This is a genomic window from Cupriavidus neocaledonicus, assembly GCF_000372525.1.
Lineage (GTDB): Bacteria > Pseudomonadota > Gammaproteobacteria > Burkholderiales > Burkholderiaceae > Cupriavidus > Cupriavidus neocaledonicus.
Genome location: NZ_AQUR01000080.1, coordinates 31,622 through 51,711, shown reverse-complemented (window position 1 = coordinate 51,711; position 20,090 = coordinate 31,622). Strand labels below are relative to the sequence as shown.

Sequence of the window (20,090 nt, the reverse complement as noted above, 5' to 3'; positions counted from 1 at the left end):
AACCACCATGCACTCATACGCGCGCAGCGTGCTCTACCATGCAAGCAAACGCCAAGCCCCGCTCGAGGAGACATCATGACCGACGCCGCCACCCATCGCGTCTTCAACCAGGTGCCGGATCTCGCGCACTACAACCTGTTCGACGCCGATCCCACGGTGCGGGCCGCGCTGGAACGCCTGGGCGGCGGCTGGCACGCCGACGCGCTGCGGCAGTTCGGTGCGCGCCTGGGCGAACCGGAAGTGCAGCAATGGGCCGCCGACGCCAACCGCCATGCGCCCGAGCTGCACACCCACAGCCGCACCGGCGAGCGCATCGACACGGTCGAGTTCCATCCGGCCTGGCACGCCTTGCTGGGGCTGCTGCGAAGCCAGCAGCTGCAGGCCCTGCCCTTCGCGCAGCCGCGCGCGGGCGCCTGGGCGGCGCGCACCGCGGGTTACTTCCTGCAGGCGCAGGTGGAATCGGGCTCGCTGTGCCCGCCCACCATGACCTTTGCCAGCATCCCCGTGCTGCGCAAGGAAGCCGCGCTGTTTGCCGAGCTGGAACCGCGGCTCTATGCGACCGAACACGATGCGCGCGACCTGCCATGGCGCGACAAGACCGCGATCATGATCGGCATGGGCATGACCGAGAAGCAAGGCGGTTCCGACGTGCGCGCCAACACCACCGTGGCGCGCCCCTTAAACGGCGCAGGCGGCGAAGGCCGCGGCGCGGAATACGCGCTGACCGGGCACAAGTGGTTCTTTTCCGCGCCGATGTGCGATGCGCACCTGGTGTTGGCGCGCATGGGCGCCGAAGACGGTCCGCTGTCGTGCTTCTTCGTGCCGCGCTTTCGCGACGACGGCAGCCGCAACGCGGTGCAGATCCAGCGGCTCAAGGACAAGCTCGGCAACCGCTCCAACGCCAGCAGCGAAGTCGAGTTCCGCGACGCCATCGGCATCCTGATCGGCGAGGAAGGCCGCGGCATCCCGACCATCATCGAGATGGCCACCAGCACGCGGCTGGACTGCGTCATCGGCAGCGCCGCGATCCTGCGGGCGGCCTACGTGCAGGCGCTGCACCACACGCGCCACCGCAGCGCCTTCGGCCGCCTGCTGTGCGACCAGCCGCTGATGCGCAACGTGCTGGCAGACCTGGCACTGGAATCCGAAGCCGCCACACTGCTGATGATGGAACTGGGCCACGCCTTCGCGCAGGCCGAGGGCGACAACCCCGACCCGCTCGCCGCCGCCTGGAAACGCGTGGTCACGCCCGCGGCCAAGTTCTGGGTGTGCAAGCGCACGCTCGAGGCCACCGGTGAAGCGATGGAGGTCTGGGGCGGCAACGGTTATGTCGAAGAAGGGCCGATGGCGCGGCTGTACCGCGAGGCGCCGGTCAATTCGATCTGGGAAGGCTCGGGCAATATCATGTGCCTGGACGTGCTGCGTGCGCTCCAGCGCAATCCGGACGACGGCGCGCGGCTGTTGCAGGACCTGTCGCGCCGCGCCGGCGGCCACCCCGCGGTGCGCGCCGAACTGGCCTCGCTGCAGGCCATGCTGCGCGAGAACCCCGACCAGCTCGAAGCCAGTGCGCGCCGCTTCGCCCAGGGCCTGGTCCTGACCGCGCAGGCGGCGCTGATGCTGGCGCATGCCGACCCCGCGCACGCGGAGCTGTTCGTCGCCAGCCGGCTCGGGCGCCAGCATGGGCGCGTGTTCGGCACGCTCGACGCGGATGCCGGCGCGCTCGGGCGGGTGGCGTCGCGCGGCTTCGAGGGCTAGGCCTCCATCGACTCCAGCACCCGCAGCATCACCCGCGGCGCATAGCGGATCAGGTCGTGCGCGCGCTCGCCGATCATGATCGCGGGCGCATTGGTGTTGCCGCCGATCAGCGTGGGCATCACCGACGCATCGACCACGCGCAGGCCTTCCACGCCGCGCACGCGCAGCTGCGGGTCGACCACCGCCATCGCATCCATGCCCATGCGGCAGGTGCCGACCGGGTGGTAGATGGTGTCGGCGCGCTCGCGGATCAGCTCGCGCACGGCGGCATCGTCGCTGCCATCGGCGCGCAGGCCGGCCGTGTAGAGCTCGCGTCCGCCGAAGCAGGCCAGCTGCGGCTGCGACAGGATGCTGCGCACGATGCGCACGCCGGCCACCATGCCGTCGAGGTCGCGCGGGTCGCTGAGGTACTTCGGATCGATCAGCGGCGCGCGCCGGATATCGGGTGCGGCCAGCCGGACCTCGCCGCGGCTGCGCGGGCGCAGCAGGCAGACATGGCAGGAATAGCCATGGCCGCGATTCAGCTTGCGCATATGGTCGTCGGCCAGGCCGACCACGAAATGCAGCTGCAGGTCGGGCTCGGGCAGCGCCGGGTGGCTGCGCACGAAGCCGCCGGCCTCGGCGAAGTTGCTCGACATCATGCCGGCGCGCTCGCGCCGGTAGCGCAGCATTTCGGACAGCAGCCGCGCCAGCCCGCCGAACGACACGCCGAACAGCTCGGGCACGGCGGTGCGCTTGTGCAACACCACGTCGAGGTGATCCTGCAGGTTGGCGCCCACGCCGGGCAAGTCATGGACCACGTCGATGCCGTGCTCGCGCAGGTGCGCGGCGGGCCCGACCCCGGAGACCATCAGCAGCTGCGGCGAGCCGAACGTGCCCGCGCACACGATCACGTCGCGACGCGCGCGCAGCAGCTGCTGGCGGCCGTCACGCTGCACCAGCACTCCGGCGGCGTGGCGGCCTTCGAAGACGATGCGCAGGGCCTGCGTGTCGGTCAGCACGCGCAGCCGCGCCCGGCCGCCGTTGCAGGCGCGGTCGCGCGCGTTGCCGCCGTGCAGGTAGGCGCGCGCGGCATTCCAGCGCTCGCCGGCATGCTGCGTGACCTGGTACCAGCCGATGCCCTCCTGCTCTTCGCCGTTGAAATCGTCGTTGCGCGGATAGCCGGCCTGCTGCGCGGCCTCGATAAAGCGCTCGGCGAACGGATTGGGCGTGCGCAGGTCGCTGACGTGCAGCGGGCCGTTGCCGCCGTGCAGCGGATCGTCGTCGCTGCCCGCCAGGCGCTCGTTGCATTCGGCGCGGCGGAAGTACGGCAGCACGTCGTCCCAGGACCAGCCATCGCAGCCGGCGTCGGCCCAGGCATCGTAGTCGGCGGGCCGGCCGCGTGTGTAGATCATGGCGTTGATCGACGAGCAGCCGCCCAGCCCGCGCCCGCGCGGCTGGTAGCCGCGGCGGCCGTTCAGGCCCGGCTGCGGCACGGTGTGGAAGCCATAGTTGCGCGCCCCCGCGCGCGGCAACATCGCGGCCAGCCCGGCAGGTGTGCGCACCAGCACATGGTGGTCGTGGTGCCCGGACTCGACCAGCGCAATGGTGTCGTCGCCGCTGTCGGCCAGGCGCCCCGCCAGCGCACAGCCCGCCGACCCCGCGCCGACGATGACGTAGTCATAGGTGGTTTCCATCTGTCTCCCCGCGAGTCCGCAGGCGGCGCGCGTGCGTGAGCCGGGCCGCGCCGGCGCGCGCCCTGTCCGTCCAGCGGATGGCAAGCCGTGAGATTCAGTGTAGGCGCTGGCTGCGCTGGCTCAAGGCCGGAGCGGGCGGCGGCAAGCAAAGGCACGGGCTTGACGGAGAGGCGCGCGAGCGCGCCGGACGGGCGTTTGAATCGGGTTGCTGGTAGCAAGCTTCCATTGTCTTGGCCGGCGCGCTGCCTTATCTTGCGCGATGGTGCGCGAATGTGCGCGGAAATCCTGGAGCGCAGCCATGCGAGAAGTTCCCGACCTGTCGTCCGTCTTCGGTGCGATGCATGCCGCCTCGCGGCGCGACCAGCTGCCCGCCTGGACCGTGCGCGCCGACCGCCTGCAGCGCCTGCGACGCCTGGTGACCGAAAACCAGGCCGAAATTGCCGCCGCCATCCACGCGGATTTCACCAACCGTCCACGCCAGGAAACCGCGCTGCTGGAGGTGTTCCCCAGCCTGGCCGGCATCGACGATGCGCTGCGCCACGGCAAGCGCTGGATGCGCGTGCGGCGCGCGCCCACCGGGTTCTGGTTTCGTCCCGCACGCTCGCGCCTGGTGCCGCAGCCGCTCGGCGTGGTGGGCATCGTGGTGCCCTGGAACTACCCGCTGTACCTGGCCATCGGGCCGCTCGCGGGCGCGCTGGGGGCAGGCAATCGCGCCATGGTCAAGCTGTCGGAATACACGCCGCGCTTCGCGGCGCTGTTCGCGCAGCTGGTGCCGCGGCACTTCGCGCCGGACGAAATCGTGGTGATCAATGGCGATGCCGAAGTGGCCAGCGCCTTCACCGCGCTGCCGTTCGACCACCTCCTGTTCACCGGCTCGACCGCGGTGGGCCACCATGTGATGCGCGCGGCGGCCGCCAACCTGACCCCGGTGACGCTGGAGCTGGGCGGCAAGTCACCGGCCATCGTCGGCGCCGGGGCCGACCTCGAGCGCGCGGTGGAGCGCATCCTGGTGGGCAAGCTGATGAATGCGGGCCAGACCTGCATCGCGCCGGATTACGTGCTGGTGCCGGAGGACCTGCGCGGTCGACTGGTGGAGGCGGCACGCCGCTGCGTGGGCCGGCTCTATCCCGACCTGGCGAACAACCCGGACTACACCAGCATCATCAGCCCGCGGCACTTCGCAAGGCTGGCAGGGCTGGTCGACGAGGCTGCCGCGCACGGTGCGACCGTGGTGCCGCTGTCGGAGGCGCAGCCGGATGCGCAGGCGCGGCGCCTGCCGCCGGTGCTGCTGCTGGACGTGCCCGCAGGCGTGACCGCGATGCGCGAGGAAATCTTCGGGCCGGTGCTGCCGGTGGTGACCTACCGCACCCTCGATGAGGCGGTGGACTACATCAACGCGCGCCCGCGCCCGCTGGCGCTGTACGTGTTCGAACGCGACCGCGGCGCCATCGCCCATGTGATGCGGCAGACCGTCGCCGGCGGTGTCACCGTCAACGACACCCTGTTCCATATCGCCCAGGACGGCCTGCCGTTCGGCGGCGTCGGCGCCAGCGGCATGGGCGCGTACCACGGGCAGGCGGGCTTCGATACCTTTTCGAAGGTGAAGCCGGTATTCCACCAGGCCAGCCTGAACGGCGCCGGCCTGCTCAAGCCGCCTTACGGCAAGACCTTCGACACCATGCTGCGCCTGCTGCTGCGTTGAGCCTTGGCCGGCGCAGGCCGCGCTTACGACACCAGCATCGGCCGCCCGAGCATGCGCGACAGCACCGCCTCGGGCGAATGGGTGTGGTCCGAAATCGCCTGCGGCGCCAGGTAGATGGTCTGCTCCATCATCGCGCGCCCGCGCATGGCCGCGTGCAGCAGCTGGTCGCTGAAGACGATCCAGGTCGCACCCGGCGGGAAGTGGAATTCCTGCTGCGGCACGTTGGCCTGGTAGTCCAGGTCGGCCTTGGCCAGGTCATGCAGCTGCAGCATGCGGTGGTCGTATTCCGAGCGGCGGCGCTTGGTGATATGCAGCAACTTCATCAGCGCCGCCTGCCCCGGCCACATGCCGTGGGTCTTGGGCACGAACTTCTGCGCAAAATCGCCGAACGGCTCGCCCACCCGCCACACGCGCGGCGCCGCCGGGTCGATATTGTGGAACACGCGCAACAGGCGCTTGCCCAGCATCGGGTTGGACGGGAAGGAATCGACGTGCAGGCGGGTGTCGTCCTTGCGCCAGCTGACCGGGCGCCCGGCGATCTCGCTGGGCCGCAGCGAGGTGCCGGCGCGCGTCATGTGCGGGATGTATTCCGGAAACAGCGTGCGGATCAGCGACTCGCTGCTGTCGGCGTAGCGGCGGATCAGCGTGTAAAGGTCGGCCAGGTCCTGCTCGGTGCCCTGGGCGCCGCGCACCGCGGTGTCGTTGGCGCGCAGGTTGATGTTCTTGGACTTGCCGTCGGAGTAGCGGCTGTCGAGGAAGCGCTCTTCGCCGGGCTGGAACTGGAACTTCAGGTTGGGGAAGTAGAGGACCGCGCCTTGCTCCAGTTCGCGGCGCAGCGTGGCGCGTTCCTCGGGAGTGACCTGCGGGGCCCAGTCGGCGTAGGGCTGCGGGCGGATCAGGTCGAGGTTGCCTCCGGATGCGGAGCGGGTCGGCGTGGTGGCAGTGGCAACGGCTGCAGCGGGCATGGGAGTCCTCTGGGGCGGGGGCCCCGGGGAAGGAGGTTTTTGGGTGGTCGGGGGATTTTACTACTGTGGGGTTGGGGCTATTGGGGGCTTGCTGGGTGCGTGGGGTGGGTGGTGTTGGTGACATGCTGTCGGCTGTTGGACCGCATGGTTCCGCCCTGCTGGGCGGGTCACTTTTTGGCCGAGCGCCAAAAAGTAACCAAAAAGCGCGTTGATTGCCCTGCGGGCGGCATGTCTTATCGTAGTGTGCCCGGGAGCTTTCGTACGGGGCTGGGCTTCCTCACATAGCTGGACTGCCTGCCGCAGGGGTGCACCACGGTGGCAGGGGCGTTGGCATGATGGTTGAACGAGCCCAGAGCGCGGAGTGGCCCCTGCTGCGGGCGTTGTCGTAGGAACGCCTTCGGCTGCTGCGCGGTCAGTATCGCGGGGCGTGGCTCTGGCACGGTACGCGTCGCTGCGCTTGCTTTGCGCTCCTCGAAAACAGACCTATCCAAGCGTGCCCACTTCCGCTGGTTTTCCCGCTTGGCGGGAGAGGCGCGGCGGTGAGGACAGGAGGCTCAACGAATTCGTGCCTTCCACAGACAGTCACGGAGGCCGGGGACCCGTCAGCGCCAAGCGAGCGCAGCGACGCGTACCGTGCCAAGGCCCAAGCCCCGCGATAGGGCCGGCGCAGCAGCCGAAGGCGTTCCTACGACACGGCCAGCAGCAGGGGCCACTCCGCGCTCTGGGCTCGTTCAACCACCATGCCAACGCCCCACCCACGGTGGTGCCCCCCTGCGGCAGGCAGTCCAGCTATGTGAGGAAGCAAAGCCCCGCACGAAAACCCAGCGCACACTACGATAAGACATGCCGCCCGCAGGGCAGTCAACGCGCTTTTTGGTTACTTTTTGGCGCTCGGCCAAAAAGTGACCCGCCCAGCAGGGCGGAACCAGGCAGTCCAACAGCCGACAGCATGTCACCAACAGCACCCAACCAACCAATAAACCACCCCCAAAAACAAAAAGCCCCACCAACCCTCCCAGGCCAGCGGGGCACGCCAAAGTCCGCGACTCCGGCCCTACCTCTTTACAACCCAGCTGCAGCCCGCAACACAGCCGCCTTATCCGTAGCCTCCCACGAGAACTCCGGCTCTTCACGCCCGAAGTGCCCATAGGCAGCGGTCTTCTCATAAATCGGCCGCAGCAGGTCCAGCATCTGCACGATGCCCTTCGGCCGCAGGTCGAAATGCTCCTGCACCAGCTCAGCGATCTTGGCGTCCGGAATCTTGCCGGTGCCTTCGGTGTACACCGTCACATTGATCGGCCGCGCCACGCCGATGGCGTAGCTGACTTGCACCTGGCACTGCCGCGCCAGGCCCGCGGCCACCACGTTCTTGGCCACGTAGCGCGCGGCGTAGGCGGCCGAGCGGTCGACCTTGGACGGGTCCTTGCCCGAGAACGCGCCGCCGCCGTGCGGCGAGGCGCCGCCATAGGTGTCGACGATGATCTTGCGCCCGGTCAGGCCGCAGTCGCCCTGCGGCCCACCGATCACGAAGCGCCCGGTCGGATTCACCAGGTACTTGGTTTCCTTCAGCATCTCGGCCGGCAGCACCGGCTTGATGATCTCCTCGATCACGGCCTCGCGGATCTGCGCCTGGGTGATGTCGGGCGAATGCTGGGTCGACAGCACCACGGTATCCACGCTGTGCGGCTTGCCGTCGACATAGCGCACCGTGACCTGCGACTTGGCGTCCGGGCGCAGCCAGGGCAGGCGGCCGTCCCGGCGCAGCAGCGACTGGCGCTCGACCAGGCGGTGCGCGTAGTAGATCGGGAACGGCATCAGTTCCGGGGTCTCGTCGCAGGCGTAGCCGAACATCAGGCCCTGGTCGCCGGCGCCCTGGTTCAGGTAATCGTCCGAGGCGCGGTCGACGCCCTGGGCGATGTCGGGCGACTGCTTGTCATAGGCGACCAGCACCGCGCAGCCCTTGTAGTCGATGCCGTAGTCGGTGTTGTCGTACCCGATGCGCTTGATGGTGTCGCGCGCGATCTGGATGTAATCGACGTTGGCGGTCGTGGTGATTTCCCCGGCCAGCACCACCAGACCGGTGTTGCAAAGCGTCTCAGCTGCCACACGCGCATACTTGTCCTGCGCCAGGATAGCGTCCAGGACGGCGTCGGAAATCTGGTCGGCGACCTTGTCGGGATGGCCTTCGGAGACGGATTCCGAAGTAAAAAGGAAGTCGTTTGCCACGAACTTATTCTCCAGGTTGGCTATTGCGTGCCAGCCTGTTCGGTTCATGGCGGCGACGCTTTAGCGGTATTTCAGGCAGCCCGGTTAGAGCCGCATCGCCCCGCAAGTTGTCAGTTAACTCGGCGATACACGCTATTATACGCGCCTGCAGGCGTCGTTGCAGCGCCACAGGGGTGCGGTACAACACCTTGCCGGCATGCCGGACCAACGCCTGCCTGCCCGTCTGATCCCGGCACAGACCCGGCGGCGGACCTGCCTGGACCCGTTTTCCACGCCTGATGACTTTTTTATTCTGGCTGATCTCCCGTTTTCCGCTGCGGCTGCTGCAGGCCGCGGGCGGCGCGCTGGGCCTGCTGATCGCACGGCTGCCGGGCCGCTATGGCCAGCGCCTGCGGGAAAACTTCCGGCTCGCCTTCCCCGACGCCACCGAGGCGATGATCGACGAGGCCGCCCGCTCGGCCGGGCGCATGATCATCGAGATGCCCTACTTCTGGAGCCGCCGCAGGATCGGCGCGAAGCTGTACGGCTTCGACGACCATCTGTGGCCTGAGCTGGCTACCCTGCAGGCGCGCGGCAAGGGCATCATCATCCTGACGCCGCACCTGGGCTGCTTCGAGGTGCTGCCGCAATCGCACGCCCTGCATCGCCCGGTAACGGCGCTGTTCAAGCCGCCGCACCAGCCGTGGCTGCGTGACTGGATCGAGAAGATGCGCACCCGGCCCAACATGCATATGGCGCCGGCCACGCCGCGCGGCGTGCGCATGCTGGTGAAAGCGCTCAAGCGCGGCCAGGCGGTGGGCATACTGCCCGACCAGGTGCCCAGCGGCGGCGAGGGCAACTGGGCGCCGTTCTTTGGCAAGCCCGCCTACACCATGGCGCTGGTGCACCGGCTGCAGCAACTGACCGGCGCGCCGGTGGTGGCCATCTTTGCCGAGCGGCTGCCGCGCGGCGCCGGCTACCGCGGCCATCTGCGCGTGGTCGAGGACGGCGGCATGTTGCCGGACGATCCGGCCGCCGCCGCCGCGGTCATCAACCGCACCATCGAAGAACTGGTGCGCCTGTGCCCGACGCAATACCTGTGGGGCTACAACCGCTACAAGCAACCCGCCGGCGCGGGCACTCCCGGCACCCCGGACACGCCGGATCCCGAGGGCACGGATTCCGAGCCGGCGACTGATCGATCGATTTCATGAGCCGTGTGTTCACGTGGCTCGGCATCGGCCTGCTGACCGTGCTGGGCAAACTGCCCTACCCCTTCGTCGCGCGCTTCGGCGAGGCGCTGGGCAGCCTGCTGTACCGGATCCCCAGCGAGCGGCGCAAGGTGGTGCAGGCCAACCTGCGCCTGTGCTTCCCCGACCGCACCGAGGCCGAGATCGACGCGCTGTCGCGCCAGAGCTTCCGCCTGCTGTTCCGCAGCTTTGCCGAGCGCGGCATCTTCTGGACCGGCAGCGAGGCGCAGATGCGGCGCTGGGTGCAGATCGACGACCAGGCCGGGCTGGTCGAACTCGACGGCACGCCGCATATCCTGGTGACGCTGCACCTCTCGGGCGTCGAAGCCGGCGCGATCCGGCTCACCATCCACCTGCGCGAGCATGTCGGCCGGTCCGGCGCCTCGCTCTATACCAGGCAGAAGAACGCGCTGTTCGACGGCTTCCTCAAGCAGGCGCGCGGGCGCTTTGGTGCCAACATGATCTCGCGCAACGACAGCGCGCGCGACATCCTGCGCTGCCTGAAGAAGGGCGAGGCGCTGCAGCTGATCGCCGACATGGACTTCGGCGAGCGCGATTCGGAATTCGTGCCGTTCTTCGGCGTGCAGGCGCTGACGCTGACCTCGGTCTCGCGGCTGGCGCGCCTGACCGGCGCCAGGGTGGTGCCGATCTACACCGAGATGCTGCCCGACTACCAGGGCTACGTGCTGCGCGTGCTGCCGGCGTGGGAGCACTACCCGGGCGCGAGCGTGACCGACGACACGCGCCGCATGAACGCCTTTTTCGAGGACTGCATCCGTCCGCGCGTGCCTGAGTATTATTGGGTGCACAAGCGCTTCAAGCACCGCCTGCCGGGCGAGCCCGAGATTTACTGAGCGCTACCAAGCGCGCCGGCACGTCCGGCGCCGCGCCGCTACAATCCCCACCATGAAACTCAAGTTCACCAAGATGCATGGCGCGGGCAACGACTTTGTCGTGCTCGACGGCATCCACCAGCAGATCGACCTGACCCCGGCCCAGTGGCGCGCGCTCGCCAGCCGGCATTTCGGCGTGGGCGCGGACCAGATCCTGATCGTCGAGAAGCCGACGCGCCCCGACGTCGATTTCCGCTACCGCATCGTCAATGCCGACGGCAGCGAGGTCGAGCATTGCGGCAATGGCGCGCGCTGCTTCGTGCGCTTCGTCACCGAGCAGGGCATGACCGACAAGCGTTCGGTGCGCGTCGAGGTGATGAACGGCGTGATCACGCTGACGCTGCAGGACGATGGCCAGGTCACGGTCGACATGGGCGCGCCCGAACTGGAACCGGCGCGCGTGCCGTTCCGCGCGCAAGGCCTGCCCACGCATGCCGAAGGCGCCGACACGCTGTACGGGCTCGAGGTCAACGGCCGCACCGAATGGATCTCGGCGGTGTCGATGGGCAATCCGCACGCGGTGCAGGTGGTGGAAGACGTGGAGAACTTCCCGGTGCTGCAGGACGGCCCGGTGATCGAGCACCACCCGGCCTTCCCCAACCGCGTCAATGCCGGCTTCATGCAGGTCGAGGACCGCCACGCCATCCGCCTGCGCGTCTACGAGCGCGGCGCCGGCGAGACCCTGGCCTGCGGCACCGGCGCCTGCGCGGCGGTGGTGGCCGGCATCCGGCGTGACCTGCTGGATTCGCCGGTGCGGGTTCACACCCATGGCGGCGAGCTGACCATTGCCTGGGACGGCGGCGCCGCGCCGGTGCGCATGACCGGCCCGGCCACCACCGTATTCGAAGGCAGCATTGACCTGGCGGCCCTGCCGGCCTGACCATAGGGGCCGCGCCCCTTTTTTTCCCCTCCCGGCAGCACCGTCCCGGGGCGCCCGATTCCCTGATCCCGCAGATCATCGCGAATGGAGCGCCCATGCCGCTGGACGATTTCCGCATCACCTCGGGCAAGCGATTCCGCCTTGCCGACTTCGAGCCGGGCAGCAAGCCGCTGTCGTGCGGCAAGAAAGAGGAAGACCTGGCCCGCATCATCGAGCTGAGCAACGCGCTCGACGCGCAGCAGGACATCTTCTATGCCGAGCACCGCCGCAAGCTGCTGGTGGTGCTGCAGGGCATGGACACCAGCGGCAAGGACGGCACCGTGCGCGGCGTGTTCCGCAGCTTCGATCCGCTGGGCATCCGCGTGGTGGGCTTCAAGGCGCCGTCACCCGAGGAACTGGCGCGCGATTTCCTGTGGCGCATCCACCTGCAGGTGCCGAAGTCGGGCGAGATCGTGGTGTTCAACCGCAGCCACTACGAAGACGTGCTGATCACGCGCGTGCACGACTGGATCGACGCCGCCGAATGCGAACGGCGCTACCGCCAGATCCGCGAATTCGAGTCGATGCTGACCGAGACCGGCACCACCATCATCAAGTGCTTCCTGCATATTTCGCGCGACGAGCAGAAGTCGCGGCTCGAGGCGCGCCTGGCGGACCCCGAGAAGCACTGGAAGTTCGATACCCAGGACCTGGCCGAGCGCAAGCACTGGAGCGCCTACATGGATGCCTACGAGGCCGCCATCATGGCGACCAGCACGCCCGAGTGCCCCTGGTACGTGGTGCCCGCCGACTCCAAGACCCATCGCAACCTGATGGTGGCCGAGATCATGACCAAGGTCTTCGCGGACCTGAAGCCGGCTTATCCGCCGGGGCGTCCGGAACTGGCCGGCATCCGCATCGACTGAGTCCGGCGCCCCGCGCCAGGCGCGTTCAGCCGCCGTTGCCGCGATGCACGTCGTGCGTGACGAACGGCTGCTCGCGGCTGGGCATGGCCAGCCATTGCGGATGGCGCAGCGTCTGGCGGATATCCTCCAGCCCGCTGGTCCAGTGCTCGTGCATGGTCAGCGGGCCGAACTGGTAGTCCTTGGCCAGGTTCTCGAACGACTTGTCGCGGTAGATCAACTGGATCACGTTGCGGCGCGCATCGCACGACTGCTCGGCCGCGCGGCGGTACCAGTCATTGTCGCGCTTTGACTGCGGCACCAGCGCCATCACTTCGTTGAGCATGCGGCGCAGGTTCTGCTGCTCGCGCATATAGTCGGTGATGGCCCGCGTGCGGCTGGAATACTGGATGTCCTTCTGGCGCTCGGCCACGTCGATCAGGTCGTGCGGCAGCTTGCCGCGCGCGCTCCACAGGTCGACCTGGAAGATCAGCGCGTCCCGGCGCGGCTGCGCGGTCAGCACCTCGGCCAGCGGCGTGTTCGAGACCAGCCCGCCGTCCCAGTAGTATTCGCCATCGATCTCCACCGCCGGAAACCCGGGCGGCAGCGCGCCCGAGGCCATGAAATGTTCGGCGCAGAGCTTGTCGCGGGTATTGTCGAAGTAGGCGAAGTTGCCGGTGCGGACATTGACCGCGCCCACCGAGACCCGCATCAGGTCGGGGCGATGGTTGATCAGGTCGAAGTCGGCAAAGCGCTCCAGCGTGGCCTTGAGCGGCTTGGTGTCGTAGAAGCTGGCATGGGTCGGATCCGAATAGCGCGACATCAGCGCCGGCAAGCTGCGCGGCTGGAAGAAGCCGCGCTGGCCCTCCAGCATGGCGCGCGCCGCGTGCAGGCCGTCGAACCAGATCCGCATCGGCTCGGGCCAGCTTGCCGCTTCATCGGCAAACCAGGTGTAGGACAGGCTGGGCAGCCATGGCTGCGCGCAGATGTGCTCCCAGAACGCCCGCAACTGCTCGACCCGGCGCTGCGGCGGATTGCCGGCGATGATGGCCGCGTTCAAGGCGCCGATCGAAATGCCGGCGACCCAGTTGGGGAAGATGCCGCCATCGGCCAGGCCCTGGTACACGCCGGCCTGGTAGGCGCCGAGCGCGCCGCCGCCCTGCAGCACCAATGCGCGCACGGCGTAGGCCTCGTGCGCGGGCCGGTCGGGGGCCTTGGCGGCCTGGCGCACCGGCTTGCGCGGCCGCACCTGGGCGCCGCGTTCGGCCAGCGACTCGCCGTTGCCGGCGGACTCCGCCGTTGGGGACGGCGTTGCCGCCTGCCGCACTGCCCCTTCCTGCCGCTCCTTTGCCGCCACGCCGCGCTCCCTCCCGGTCTGAAAGTCAGCCGTGTGCCTACCGGCCACGCTCCGGGCGCTGGCTGCCAGCGCCCGGTCTCTTCAACGGTTTCAGACGCCGTAGCGCTGACGATAGGCCGCCACGGCCGCGCGCGACGCGCCCAGCGCGGGGTCCTGCGAGGCATCGAGATAGGCCAGCAGGTCCTTCAGGCTGGCGATGGCGATCACCGGGATGCCGAATTCGCGCTGCACGTCCTGCACCGCAGAATGGGTGCCGACCTGCTCGGCGGTGCCGCTCTTTTCCATGCGGTCCAGCGCGATCAGCACCGCGGCGGGCTCGGCGCCGGCCGCGCGGATCAGGTTCACCGACTCCCGCACCGAGGTGCCGGCGGAGATCACGTCGTCGATGATGACCACCTTGCCCTGCAGCTTCGCCCCGACCAGCGTGCCGCCTTCGCCGTGATCCTTGGCTTCCTTGCGGTTGTACGCGAAGCCGACATCACGTCCCATGCCGGCCAGCGCCACCGCCGTCGCCGACGCCAGGGTGATGCCCTTGTACGCCGGCCCGAACAGCACGTCGAACTGCACGCCCGAGGCCAGCAGGGTTTTCGCATAGAATTGCGCCACCTGGCCCAGCATCCCGCCCTGGTTGAACAGGCCGGCATTGAAGAAGTAAGGCGACTTGCGGCCGGCCTTGGTGACGAATTCGCCGAACGACAGCACGCCTGCGTCGAGCGCGAAGCGGATAAAGGTCTGGCTGAGGTCATTGCCCGCGTGATCTGCACCCGCGGCGGCCGGATTCTGCTGCGTCATCATTTCTCTCTGAATTCAAAATTTCCCCGAATGTTACGGATTATCAGCGCCAACCTCAACGGCATCCGCTCCGCCTCGAAGAAGGGCTTTTTCGACTGGATGGGCAAGCAGGACGCAGACATGGTCTGTGTGCAGGAACTGAAGGCACAGGCCGCCGACATGACGGAAGCGTTTTTGGCGCCACACGGGTACCACGGTTATTTCCATTACGCCGAAAAGAAGGGCTACAGCGGCGTCGGGCTCTACACGCGCCACAAGCCCGAGCGGGTCATCACCGGCTTCGGCAATGCCGAGTTCGACAGCGAAGGCCGCTATGTTGAAGTGCAGTACCCGCACCTGGCGGTGATTTCGGTGTACGTGCCGTCCGGCTCGAGCGGCGAGGAGCGCCAGCTGGCCAAGTTCCGCTTCATGGAAGCCTTCCTGCCGCACCTGCTGCAGCTCAAGGCCAGCGGGCGCGAGATCGTGCTGTGCGGTGACGTCAACATCGCGCACAAGGAGATCGACATCAAGAACTGGAAGGGCAACCTGAAGAACTCGGGCTTCCTGCCGGAAGAGCGCGCCTGGATCGGCGAGCTGTTCGACGTGCACGGCTATGTCGACGTGTTCCGCAAGCTGGACCCGCGGCCGGAGCAGTACACGTGGTGGAGCAACCGCGGCCAGGCCTATGCGAAAAACGTGGGCTGGCGCATCGACTACCACCTCGCCACGCCGAAGATCGCCGACACCGCGCAGCTGTGCTCGATCTACAAGGACGAGAAATTCAGCGACCACGCGCCGCTGTCGATCGACTATAACTTTCCGCTCTGACAACGGGATGATCAGGCCGATTCAGGCTGCCCGGATTTCCTCCAGCAGTTCCGGGTGGCGGTCCAGCAGCCGCAGCAGCTTCACCAGCGCAAGTGGCGGCTTGGTCCGCCCGGTCTCGTACCGCGAGAACGCATTCACGCCTCCGCCAAAGATCTCGGCGGCTTCGCGCTGGTCCAGGCGGAGCTTCTTGCGGACTTGGATGATATAGGCCGGATCGACGAGGGCGGCATTGACTTGCCGGTTGAAGGCGAGCATTGCCTCGCTCACCCAGTCGCTGTCACGGGGCAGCACGCCCTCGCCACACTTGGGGCACCATTGCCCGGATACATTCGGGATCACCGTGGTTTCACCGCGGTACGTGTAGGGCATGTCGCGCATTCCCGCCACCAGTTCCGCGCCACCGCACTCGGGACACTTCATCTTGCCTCCTCCGGCTGTTCGCCTGGGTGTTGTTACCTTGGATGCGAATACGCCGCAAACGTCATCTCCATCTTGCCCGCGAGCAACAGGGCCTTCACATGCCGCAGTTTGTAATGCGCCGTCCCCTTCTCCATCTAAACTAACCTACTAGGTTAAATCCCGCAAGCTGCGAACCGTGCCAATTCGCAGGACTCCAATGGGTACAAACCCCTGCGACAGGCCCCCATCCCCGCTACAATGCGGGTTCGCCCCTGCGCCCGGCAGGAGAGGTTTCGCATTCCCGCATTTCAAAGAGCGAGTCAGCCATGGTTTTCAAAGTGTTCGTCGATGGTCAGGAAGGCACCACCGGTCTCCGGCTGCTTGACTATCTTTCCGGTCGTGCCGACGTGGAACTGCTGCGCATTGCCGAAGACAAGCGCAAGGACCCGGCCGAACGAGCACGCTTCCTGAACGCCGCCGACGTCGCCTTCCTGTGCCTGCCCGACGTGGCCTCGCGCGAGGCGGTGTCGCTGGTGACCAACCCGGACACCTGCGTGATCGACGCCAGCACGGCGTTCCGCACCGCCGACAACTGGGCCTACGGCCTGCCCGAACTGGCGCGCGGCCAGCGCGACAAGATCCGCGCCAGCAAGCGCATCGCGGTGCCGGGCTGCCACGCCAGCGCCTTCGTGCTGGCGGTGCGCCCGCTGGTGGATGCCGGCGTGCTGCCGGCCGACTACCCGCTGTCTGCGTTCTCGCTGACCGGCTATAGCGGCGGCGGCAAGTCGATGATTGCCGAGTTCGAAGCCGGCGGTAACCCGAAGCTGAACAGCCCGCGCCCTTACGCACTGGGCCTGGAGCACAAGCACCTGCCGGAAATGCGCGTGCAGGCCGGACTGGCGCAGGCGCCGATCTTCAACCCCATCGTCGGCAATTTCCTGAAGGGCCTGGCGGTGACGGTGCCGGTGTTCGCCGAGCGCCTGGCGCGCAAGGTCAGCCCCGAGCAGATCGTCGAGATCTATCGCCGGCACTATGAAGGCGAGCAGTTCGTGCGCGTGATGCCGTACAACAGCGCCGACAACCTCGACGGCGGTTTCTTCGACGTGCAGGCCAACAACGACACCAACCGCGTCGACCTGTTCGTGTTCGGCAACGCCGAGCGCCTGAACCTGGTGGCGCGCCTGGACAACCTGGGCAAGGGCGCGGCCGGCGCCGCGGTCCAATGCATGAACGTGCATGTGGGTGCCGACGAGGCCAGCGGACTGCGCGCCTGAGGCCTGCCGTTCCCGCACATAAAAAAGCCGGCACTGCCGGCTTTTTTATTGCACGTTGCCGCCGCGCCCTAGACGCGCTGCAGCGCGCGCAGCGCGTCGACCAGCCCCGCCCCCTGGAAGGCGCGCTCGCGTCCCAGGTCGGTGGCGGCGCCGCACAGGATGGTCTTGACGGTCTCGGGCTGGCCCATCAGTTCATTGTTGCGCGACAGCAGCAGCGCCGCGACCCCGGACACATGGGGTGCCGCCATGCTGGTGCCATCCATCGACGCCAGCGTGCCGCCGGGCACGGTCGAGGTGATCTTCTCCCCCGGCGCGACCAGGTCGGGCTTGATGCGGCCATCGCCGGTGGGGCCATGGCTGGAAAAATAGGAGATGCCGAAGCGGTAGGGATCGGTCCGGTGGGTCGCGCCCACCGTGATCACGGCGCGCGCATTGCCGGGATCGGTGATGGTCTGGCCACGGAAGCCGGCGCCCATGTGTTCGGCGGCGAACGCCTCGTCGTAGCCGTAGTTGCCGGCCGCAGCCACCACGATCACGCCGCTGGCCACCAGCCGGTCGCATTCGACGCACACCGGCGTGCTGCCGCAGGCGTAGCTGCGCACGTCGTGGCGCAGCGCCACGCTCAGGTTGATGCCGTGCACCGACTGCCGGTCGCGGCTCTGGTTGAGCCAGCGCACGTACTGCAGCGCGCCCAGGATGCCGAACTCGTCGCCCCTGCCCTGCGCGTCGAAAATGCGCAGGTCGAGCAGTTCGATGCGCGGACAGATGCCGCTGACCTCGCCGGCTTCTGCCAGCTCGGGGGGCAACGGCAGCGGGTCCGGCCGCGCCAGGTAGGCCGACGCCGGCCAGCCGGCGCCGATGATGCCCGCCACGTGGGTGCCGTGGCTGCCGCCGGGCACCACGTACTGCGCGGGGTCATCATGGCTGATTTCGAGCAGCGGCTCGATCACCGACCAGTCGATGATACGGCCATGCGCCAGGTCCTCGGCGATCGCGGCGATGCGCTGGCGCAGTTCCGCCTCGCCGGGGCCGCGCTTGCCCTTGGGCATGGGCGGCAGGCGGCCGCTGGTGATCGCCGACAGCCGGGTGAAATCCAGCGTCCTGACCACGCGCGACAGGAGCGGCGCGATCAGCCCGTCGCGCACCGGCAGCGGCCCGTCCAGCTTGAGCGGATCGAAGAAGGCCGGATGGCGCGCATCGATGCCGGAATCGATCACCGCCCAGCGCACGCCTTGCCCGCCGGTATCGAACACGCGGATAGCCGCATCGGCCTTGACGGTCTTGCGTGAGGCGAACACGGCGTGCTCGGCCGGCCGGTTGACGGAGATGCGCCATAGCGGCGCGATGGCGGTGGCGGCGGCGACCTCGCCGGCAGCCATGCCGGCTGTCGGCGTGGCTGACTCCGCATGATCCTCGCGCAGGCAGTCCCACAGCGTCTCCAGCACCTGGCGGCTGGACTGCGTGACGCGCCGCGTCAGGCCGCCGGGCGGGAAGCTGTCGTCGCGCAGCCCCAGCAACGTCAGCGCGACATACTGCGCGGCGACATTGACCAGTCGCCCCAGCGCCTGCCCGGCCGGCGCGGCGAGGCCGCCGAAGCGGGTACGCGCCGCGGTGTAGCCGATGTCCTTGAAGCGCGCCAGCGCCGCCTCGCTGCCGACATGGGCCAGCACCGACTCGCCCAGCCAGCGCACCAGCGCATCGCCGGTGAGGCTCAGCGCCAGCGCCCTGCGCGCGGCGGGCGTCCACTTGATGCCGGCCATCGGCGCGCGCACCTCGCGCTGCCACCAGGGGGTGAGCGGCAGCAGGCGCAGCATGTCGAAGAAATCGATCTGCGCCAGCAGGTGCGACTCATTGGCGGCGAGAAAGCGCTGGCCGGCCTGCTCGCTTGCCGGCCCGGCCAGCCCGGGCAGGCGCCGCAGCACCGCGGCGCGCAGCGCGGCAATGCCGGCGCCGTGGTGCGGCGTCAGCAGCAGGCCGCGCGGCACCTCGAACGATTCGCCGGACGCATACAGCAGCCAGACTTCGGAGCTGACCGGCAGGTCGCTGGTGAAGCGGTCGGGCTCGGCCTCGCAGCCGGCGAAGATCAGCAGATACGCGGCCCGCTGTTCCGACGGGCTCATGCGGTTCAGGCTCATGCGGGTCCCCCTGCGGTTGTCGCATTGTCCTCCGAGGCTCGCGGGCACTGCCCGGCGTACCATGACGGGCGGCGCGGATCGCCGCGGCGCCGGTCAGCGCTTCAGCGGCTTTTGCCGGTCCTCGTCGCCGGCATCCACCGGCGCATCGCCCAGACCCGTTACATTGGGGCGGTACGGCGGCAGCTTGTCGACCGTGGTGTGGATCGCGCGCGCATACAGCGGCAGCACCTCGGGCAAGTGCTTTTCCAGGTCGGCGATGCGGCTGCGCCCGGAGGGATGGGTCGACAGGAACTCGGCGCCGGACTGCGAGACCTTGCCCATCTTCTGCCACAGCGACACCGCCGCGCGCGGGTCGTAGCCGGCGCGCGCGGCCACATCCATGCCGATCAGGTCGGCCTCGGACTCGTCCGAGCGCGAAAAGCGCAGCGTCAGCAGGTGCGCGCCGGTGCCCAGCGCCATATTGCCGAGGTTGCCGAAGCCGAACAGCTGCGAGATCACGTTGGCGCCCAGGTTGGTGATCTCGGACTTGGCGGCGCGCTCGCGCGCATGCTCCTGCAGCGCGTGCGCGATCTCGTGCCCCATCACCATGGCGACTTCGTCGTCGGTCAGTTTGAGCTGGTCGAGCAGCCCGGTATAGACCGCGATCTTGCCGCCCGGCATGCAGAAGGCATTGACCTGCTTCGAGCCGATCAGGTTGATTTCCCACTGCCACTGCCGCGCGCGCTCGTTCCAGCGCGCGGTCTGCGGCAGCAGCCGCTTGCCGATGGCGCGCAGGCGCACCAGCTGCGGGTGGTTGTCGGGCGCCAGCGCGCGCTTGGCGATGGCCTCCTGCTTGAGCTGCTCGTACTCCTGCACCGCCTGCTGCTCGATCACCTCGGCCGGCACGATGTTGCGCACCGCCGAGCCGCCCGGGTTCAGCCGGATGCCGCCGGCAGCGCCGTCCTGCGGCTGCGCCGGCGCCGGCACGCTCCAGCCGAGCGGCAGCACGGCCGCGGCCAGCGCCAGCGCGCGGGCCAGCCGCAGTCGGGAGGGACGCTGAACACCTTGCAGGCGGTGAAGCATGGGCGATTCCTTGGGCGCGATCGGAGAGCGGGCAAACAGGTGGTGCAATAATACACG

The 20,090-nt window shown here is 68.4% G+C and carries 16 protein-coding genes; 8 read left to right on the top strand and 8 right to left on the bottom strand.

The genetic code is table 11. The features are described from left to right. The first annotated feature begins 75 nt into the window (after nt 1-75). Entirely contained in the window at nt 76-1,755 is a 1,680-nt protein-coding gene (locus tag A3AG_RS0106675) for an acyl-CoA dehydrogenase family protein (RefSeq protein WP_018004673.1), read from the top strand. On the opposite strand, the gene A3AG_RS0106670 is transcribed toward A3AG_RS0106675, so the two are convergent. Beyond that, nucleotides 1,752-3,431: a GMC family oxidoreductase gene (locus A3AG_RS0106670; protein ID WP_018004672.1), complete on the bottom strand. Its 1,680-nt coding sequence runs from the start codon at nt 3,429-3,431 to the stop codon at nt 1,752-1,754. The genes A3AG_RS0106675 and A3AG_RS0106670 overlap by 4 nt on opposite strands. A 298-nt stretch (nt 3,432-3,729) precedes the next feature. Here A3AG_RS0106670 and A3AG_RS0106665 point away from each other — a divergent pair, with 298 nt between their 5' ends. Then, a complete protein-coding gene (locus A3AG_RS0106665; protein ID WP_018004671.1) occupies nt 3,730-5,133 on the top strand; it encodes a coniferyl aldehyde dehydrogenase in 1,404 nt (467 codons plus the stop codon). Nucleotides 5,134-5,156: 23 nt separating this feature from the next. On the opposite strand, the gene A3AG_RS0106660 is transcribed toward A3AG_RS0106665, so the two are convergent. Then, on the bottom strand, nt 5,157-6,098 hold the full coding sequence (locus tag A3AG_RS0106660; RefSeq protein WP_018004670.1) for a Kdo hydroxylase KdoO: 942 nt from the start codon (nt 6,096-6,098) through the stop codon (nt 5,157-5,159). A 1,062-nt stretch (nt 6,099-7,160) separates the two neighbouring features. After that, nucleotides 7,161-8,324, bottom strand: coding sequence for a methionine adenosyltransferase (metK, locus tag A3AG_RS0106655; protein WP_026164004.1), 1,164 nt, complete (start codon nt 8,322-8,324; stop codon nt 7,161-7,163). Between the two features lie 278 nt (nt 8,325-8,602). On the opposite strand from metK, the gene A3AG_RS0106650 reads away from it, so the two are divergent. The 4 genes from A3AG_RS0106650 (at nt 8,603) to A3AG_RS0106635 (ending at nt 12,231) form a co-directional block, all read left to right on the top strand. After that, nucleotides 8,603-9,517, top strand: coding sequence for a lysophospholipid acyltransferase family protein (locus A3AG_RS0106650; protein WP_018004668.1), 915 nt, complete (start codon nt 8,603-8,605; stop codon nt 9,515-9,517). Further along, the gene (locus tag A3AG_RS0106645) at nt 9,514-10,407 is read left to right on the top strand and encodes a lipid A biosynthesis lauroyl acyltransferase (protein WP_018004667.1); all 894 of its coding nucleotides are present in this window, start codon (nt 9,514-9,516) and stop codon (nt 10,405-10,407) included. Before A3AG_RS0106650 ends, A3AG_RS0106645 begins: the two co-directional genes overlap by 4 nt. Nucleotides 10,408-10,459: 52 nt before the next feature. Then, a complete protein-coding gene (gene dapF, locus A3AG_RS0106640) occupies nt 10,460-11,326 on the top strand; it encodes a diaminopimelate epimerase (RefSeq protein WP_018004666.1) in 867 nt (288 codons plus the stop codon). A gap of 95 nt (nt 11,327-11,421) precedes the next feature. Further along, on the top strand, nt 11,422-12,231 hold the full coding sequence (locus A3AG_RS0106635; protein WP_018004665.1) for a polyphosphate kinase 2 family protein: 810 nt from the start codon (nt 11,422-11,424) through the stop codon (nt 12,229-12,231). 25 nt (nt 12,232-12,256) lie between these two features. On the opposite strand, the gene A3AG_RS0106630 is transcribed toward A3AG_RS0106635, so the two are convergent. Together A3AG_RS0106630 and pyrE are read right to left on the bottom strand one after the other, a co-directional pair. After that, nucleotides 12,257-13,564, bottom strand: a complete 1,308-nt coding sequence (locus A3AG_RS0106630) for a patatin-like phospholipase family protein (protein WP_018004664.1) — start codon at nt 13,562-13,564, stop codon at nt 12,257-12,259. A 90-nt stretch (nt 13,565-13,654) separates the two neighbouring features. Then, nucleotides 13,655-14,359, bottom strand: coding sequence for an orotate phosphoribosyltransferase (gene pyrE / locus A3AG_RS0106625; protein ID WP_018004663.1), 705 nt, complete (start codon nt 14,357-14,359; stop codon nt 13,655-13,657). Between the two features lie 27 nt (nt 14,360-14,386). Here pyrE and A3AG_RS0106620 point away from each other — a divergent pair, with 27 nt between their 5' ends. Beyond that, a complete protein-coding gene (locus A3AG_RS0106620) occupies nt 14,387-15,163 on the top strand; it encodes an exodeoxyribonuclease III (protein WP_018004662.1) in 777 nt (258 codons plus the stop codon). A gap of 21 nt (nt 15,164-15,184) precedes the next feature. On the opposite strand, the gene A3AG_RS0106615 is transcribed toward A3AG_RS0106620, so the two are convergent. After that, a complete protein-coding gene (locus tag A3AG_RS0106615) occupies nt 15,185-15,583 on the bottom strand; it encodes a type II toxin-antitoxin system MqsA family antitoxin (protein WP_026164002.1) in 399 nt (132 codons plus the stop codon). A 305-nt stretch (nt 15,584-15,888) separates the two neighbouring features. Between A3AG_RS0106615 and argC the strand changes: the two genes are divergently transcribed. Further along, nucleotides 15,889-16,836, top strand: a complete 948-nt coding sequence (gene argC, locus A3AG_RS0106605) for an N-acetyl-gamma-glutamyl-phosphate reductase (RefSeq protein WP_018004659.1) — start codon at nt 15,889-15,891, stop codon at nt 16,834-16,836. A 68-nt stretch (nt 16,837-16,904) separates the two neighbouring features. On the opposite strand, the gene A3AG_RS0106600 is transcribed toward argC, so the two are convergent. After that, complete coding sequence (locus A3AG_RS0106600; protein ID WP_018004658.1) at nt 16,905-18,971, bottom strand: S8 family peptidase; 2,067 nt, start codon at nt 18,969-18,971, stop codon at nt 16,905-16,907. Nucleotides 18,972-19,064: 93 nt separating this feature from the next. After that, nucleotides 19,065-20,033: a M48 family metallopeptidase gene (locus A3AG_RS0106595; RefSeq protein ID WP_018004657.1), complete on the bottom strand. Its 969-nt coding sequence runs from the start codon at nt 20,031-20,033 to the stop codon at nt 19,065-19,067. Nucleotides 20,034-20,090: the final 57 nt, after the last annotated feature.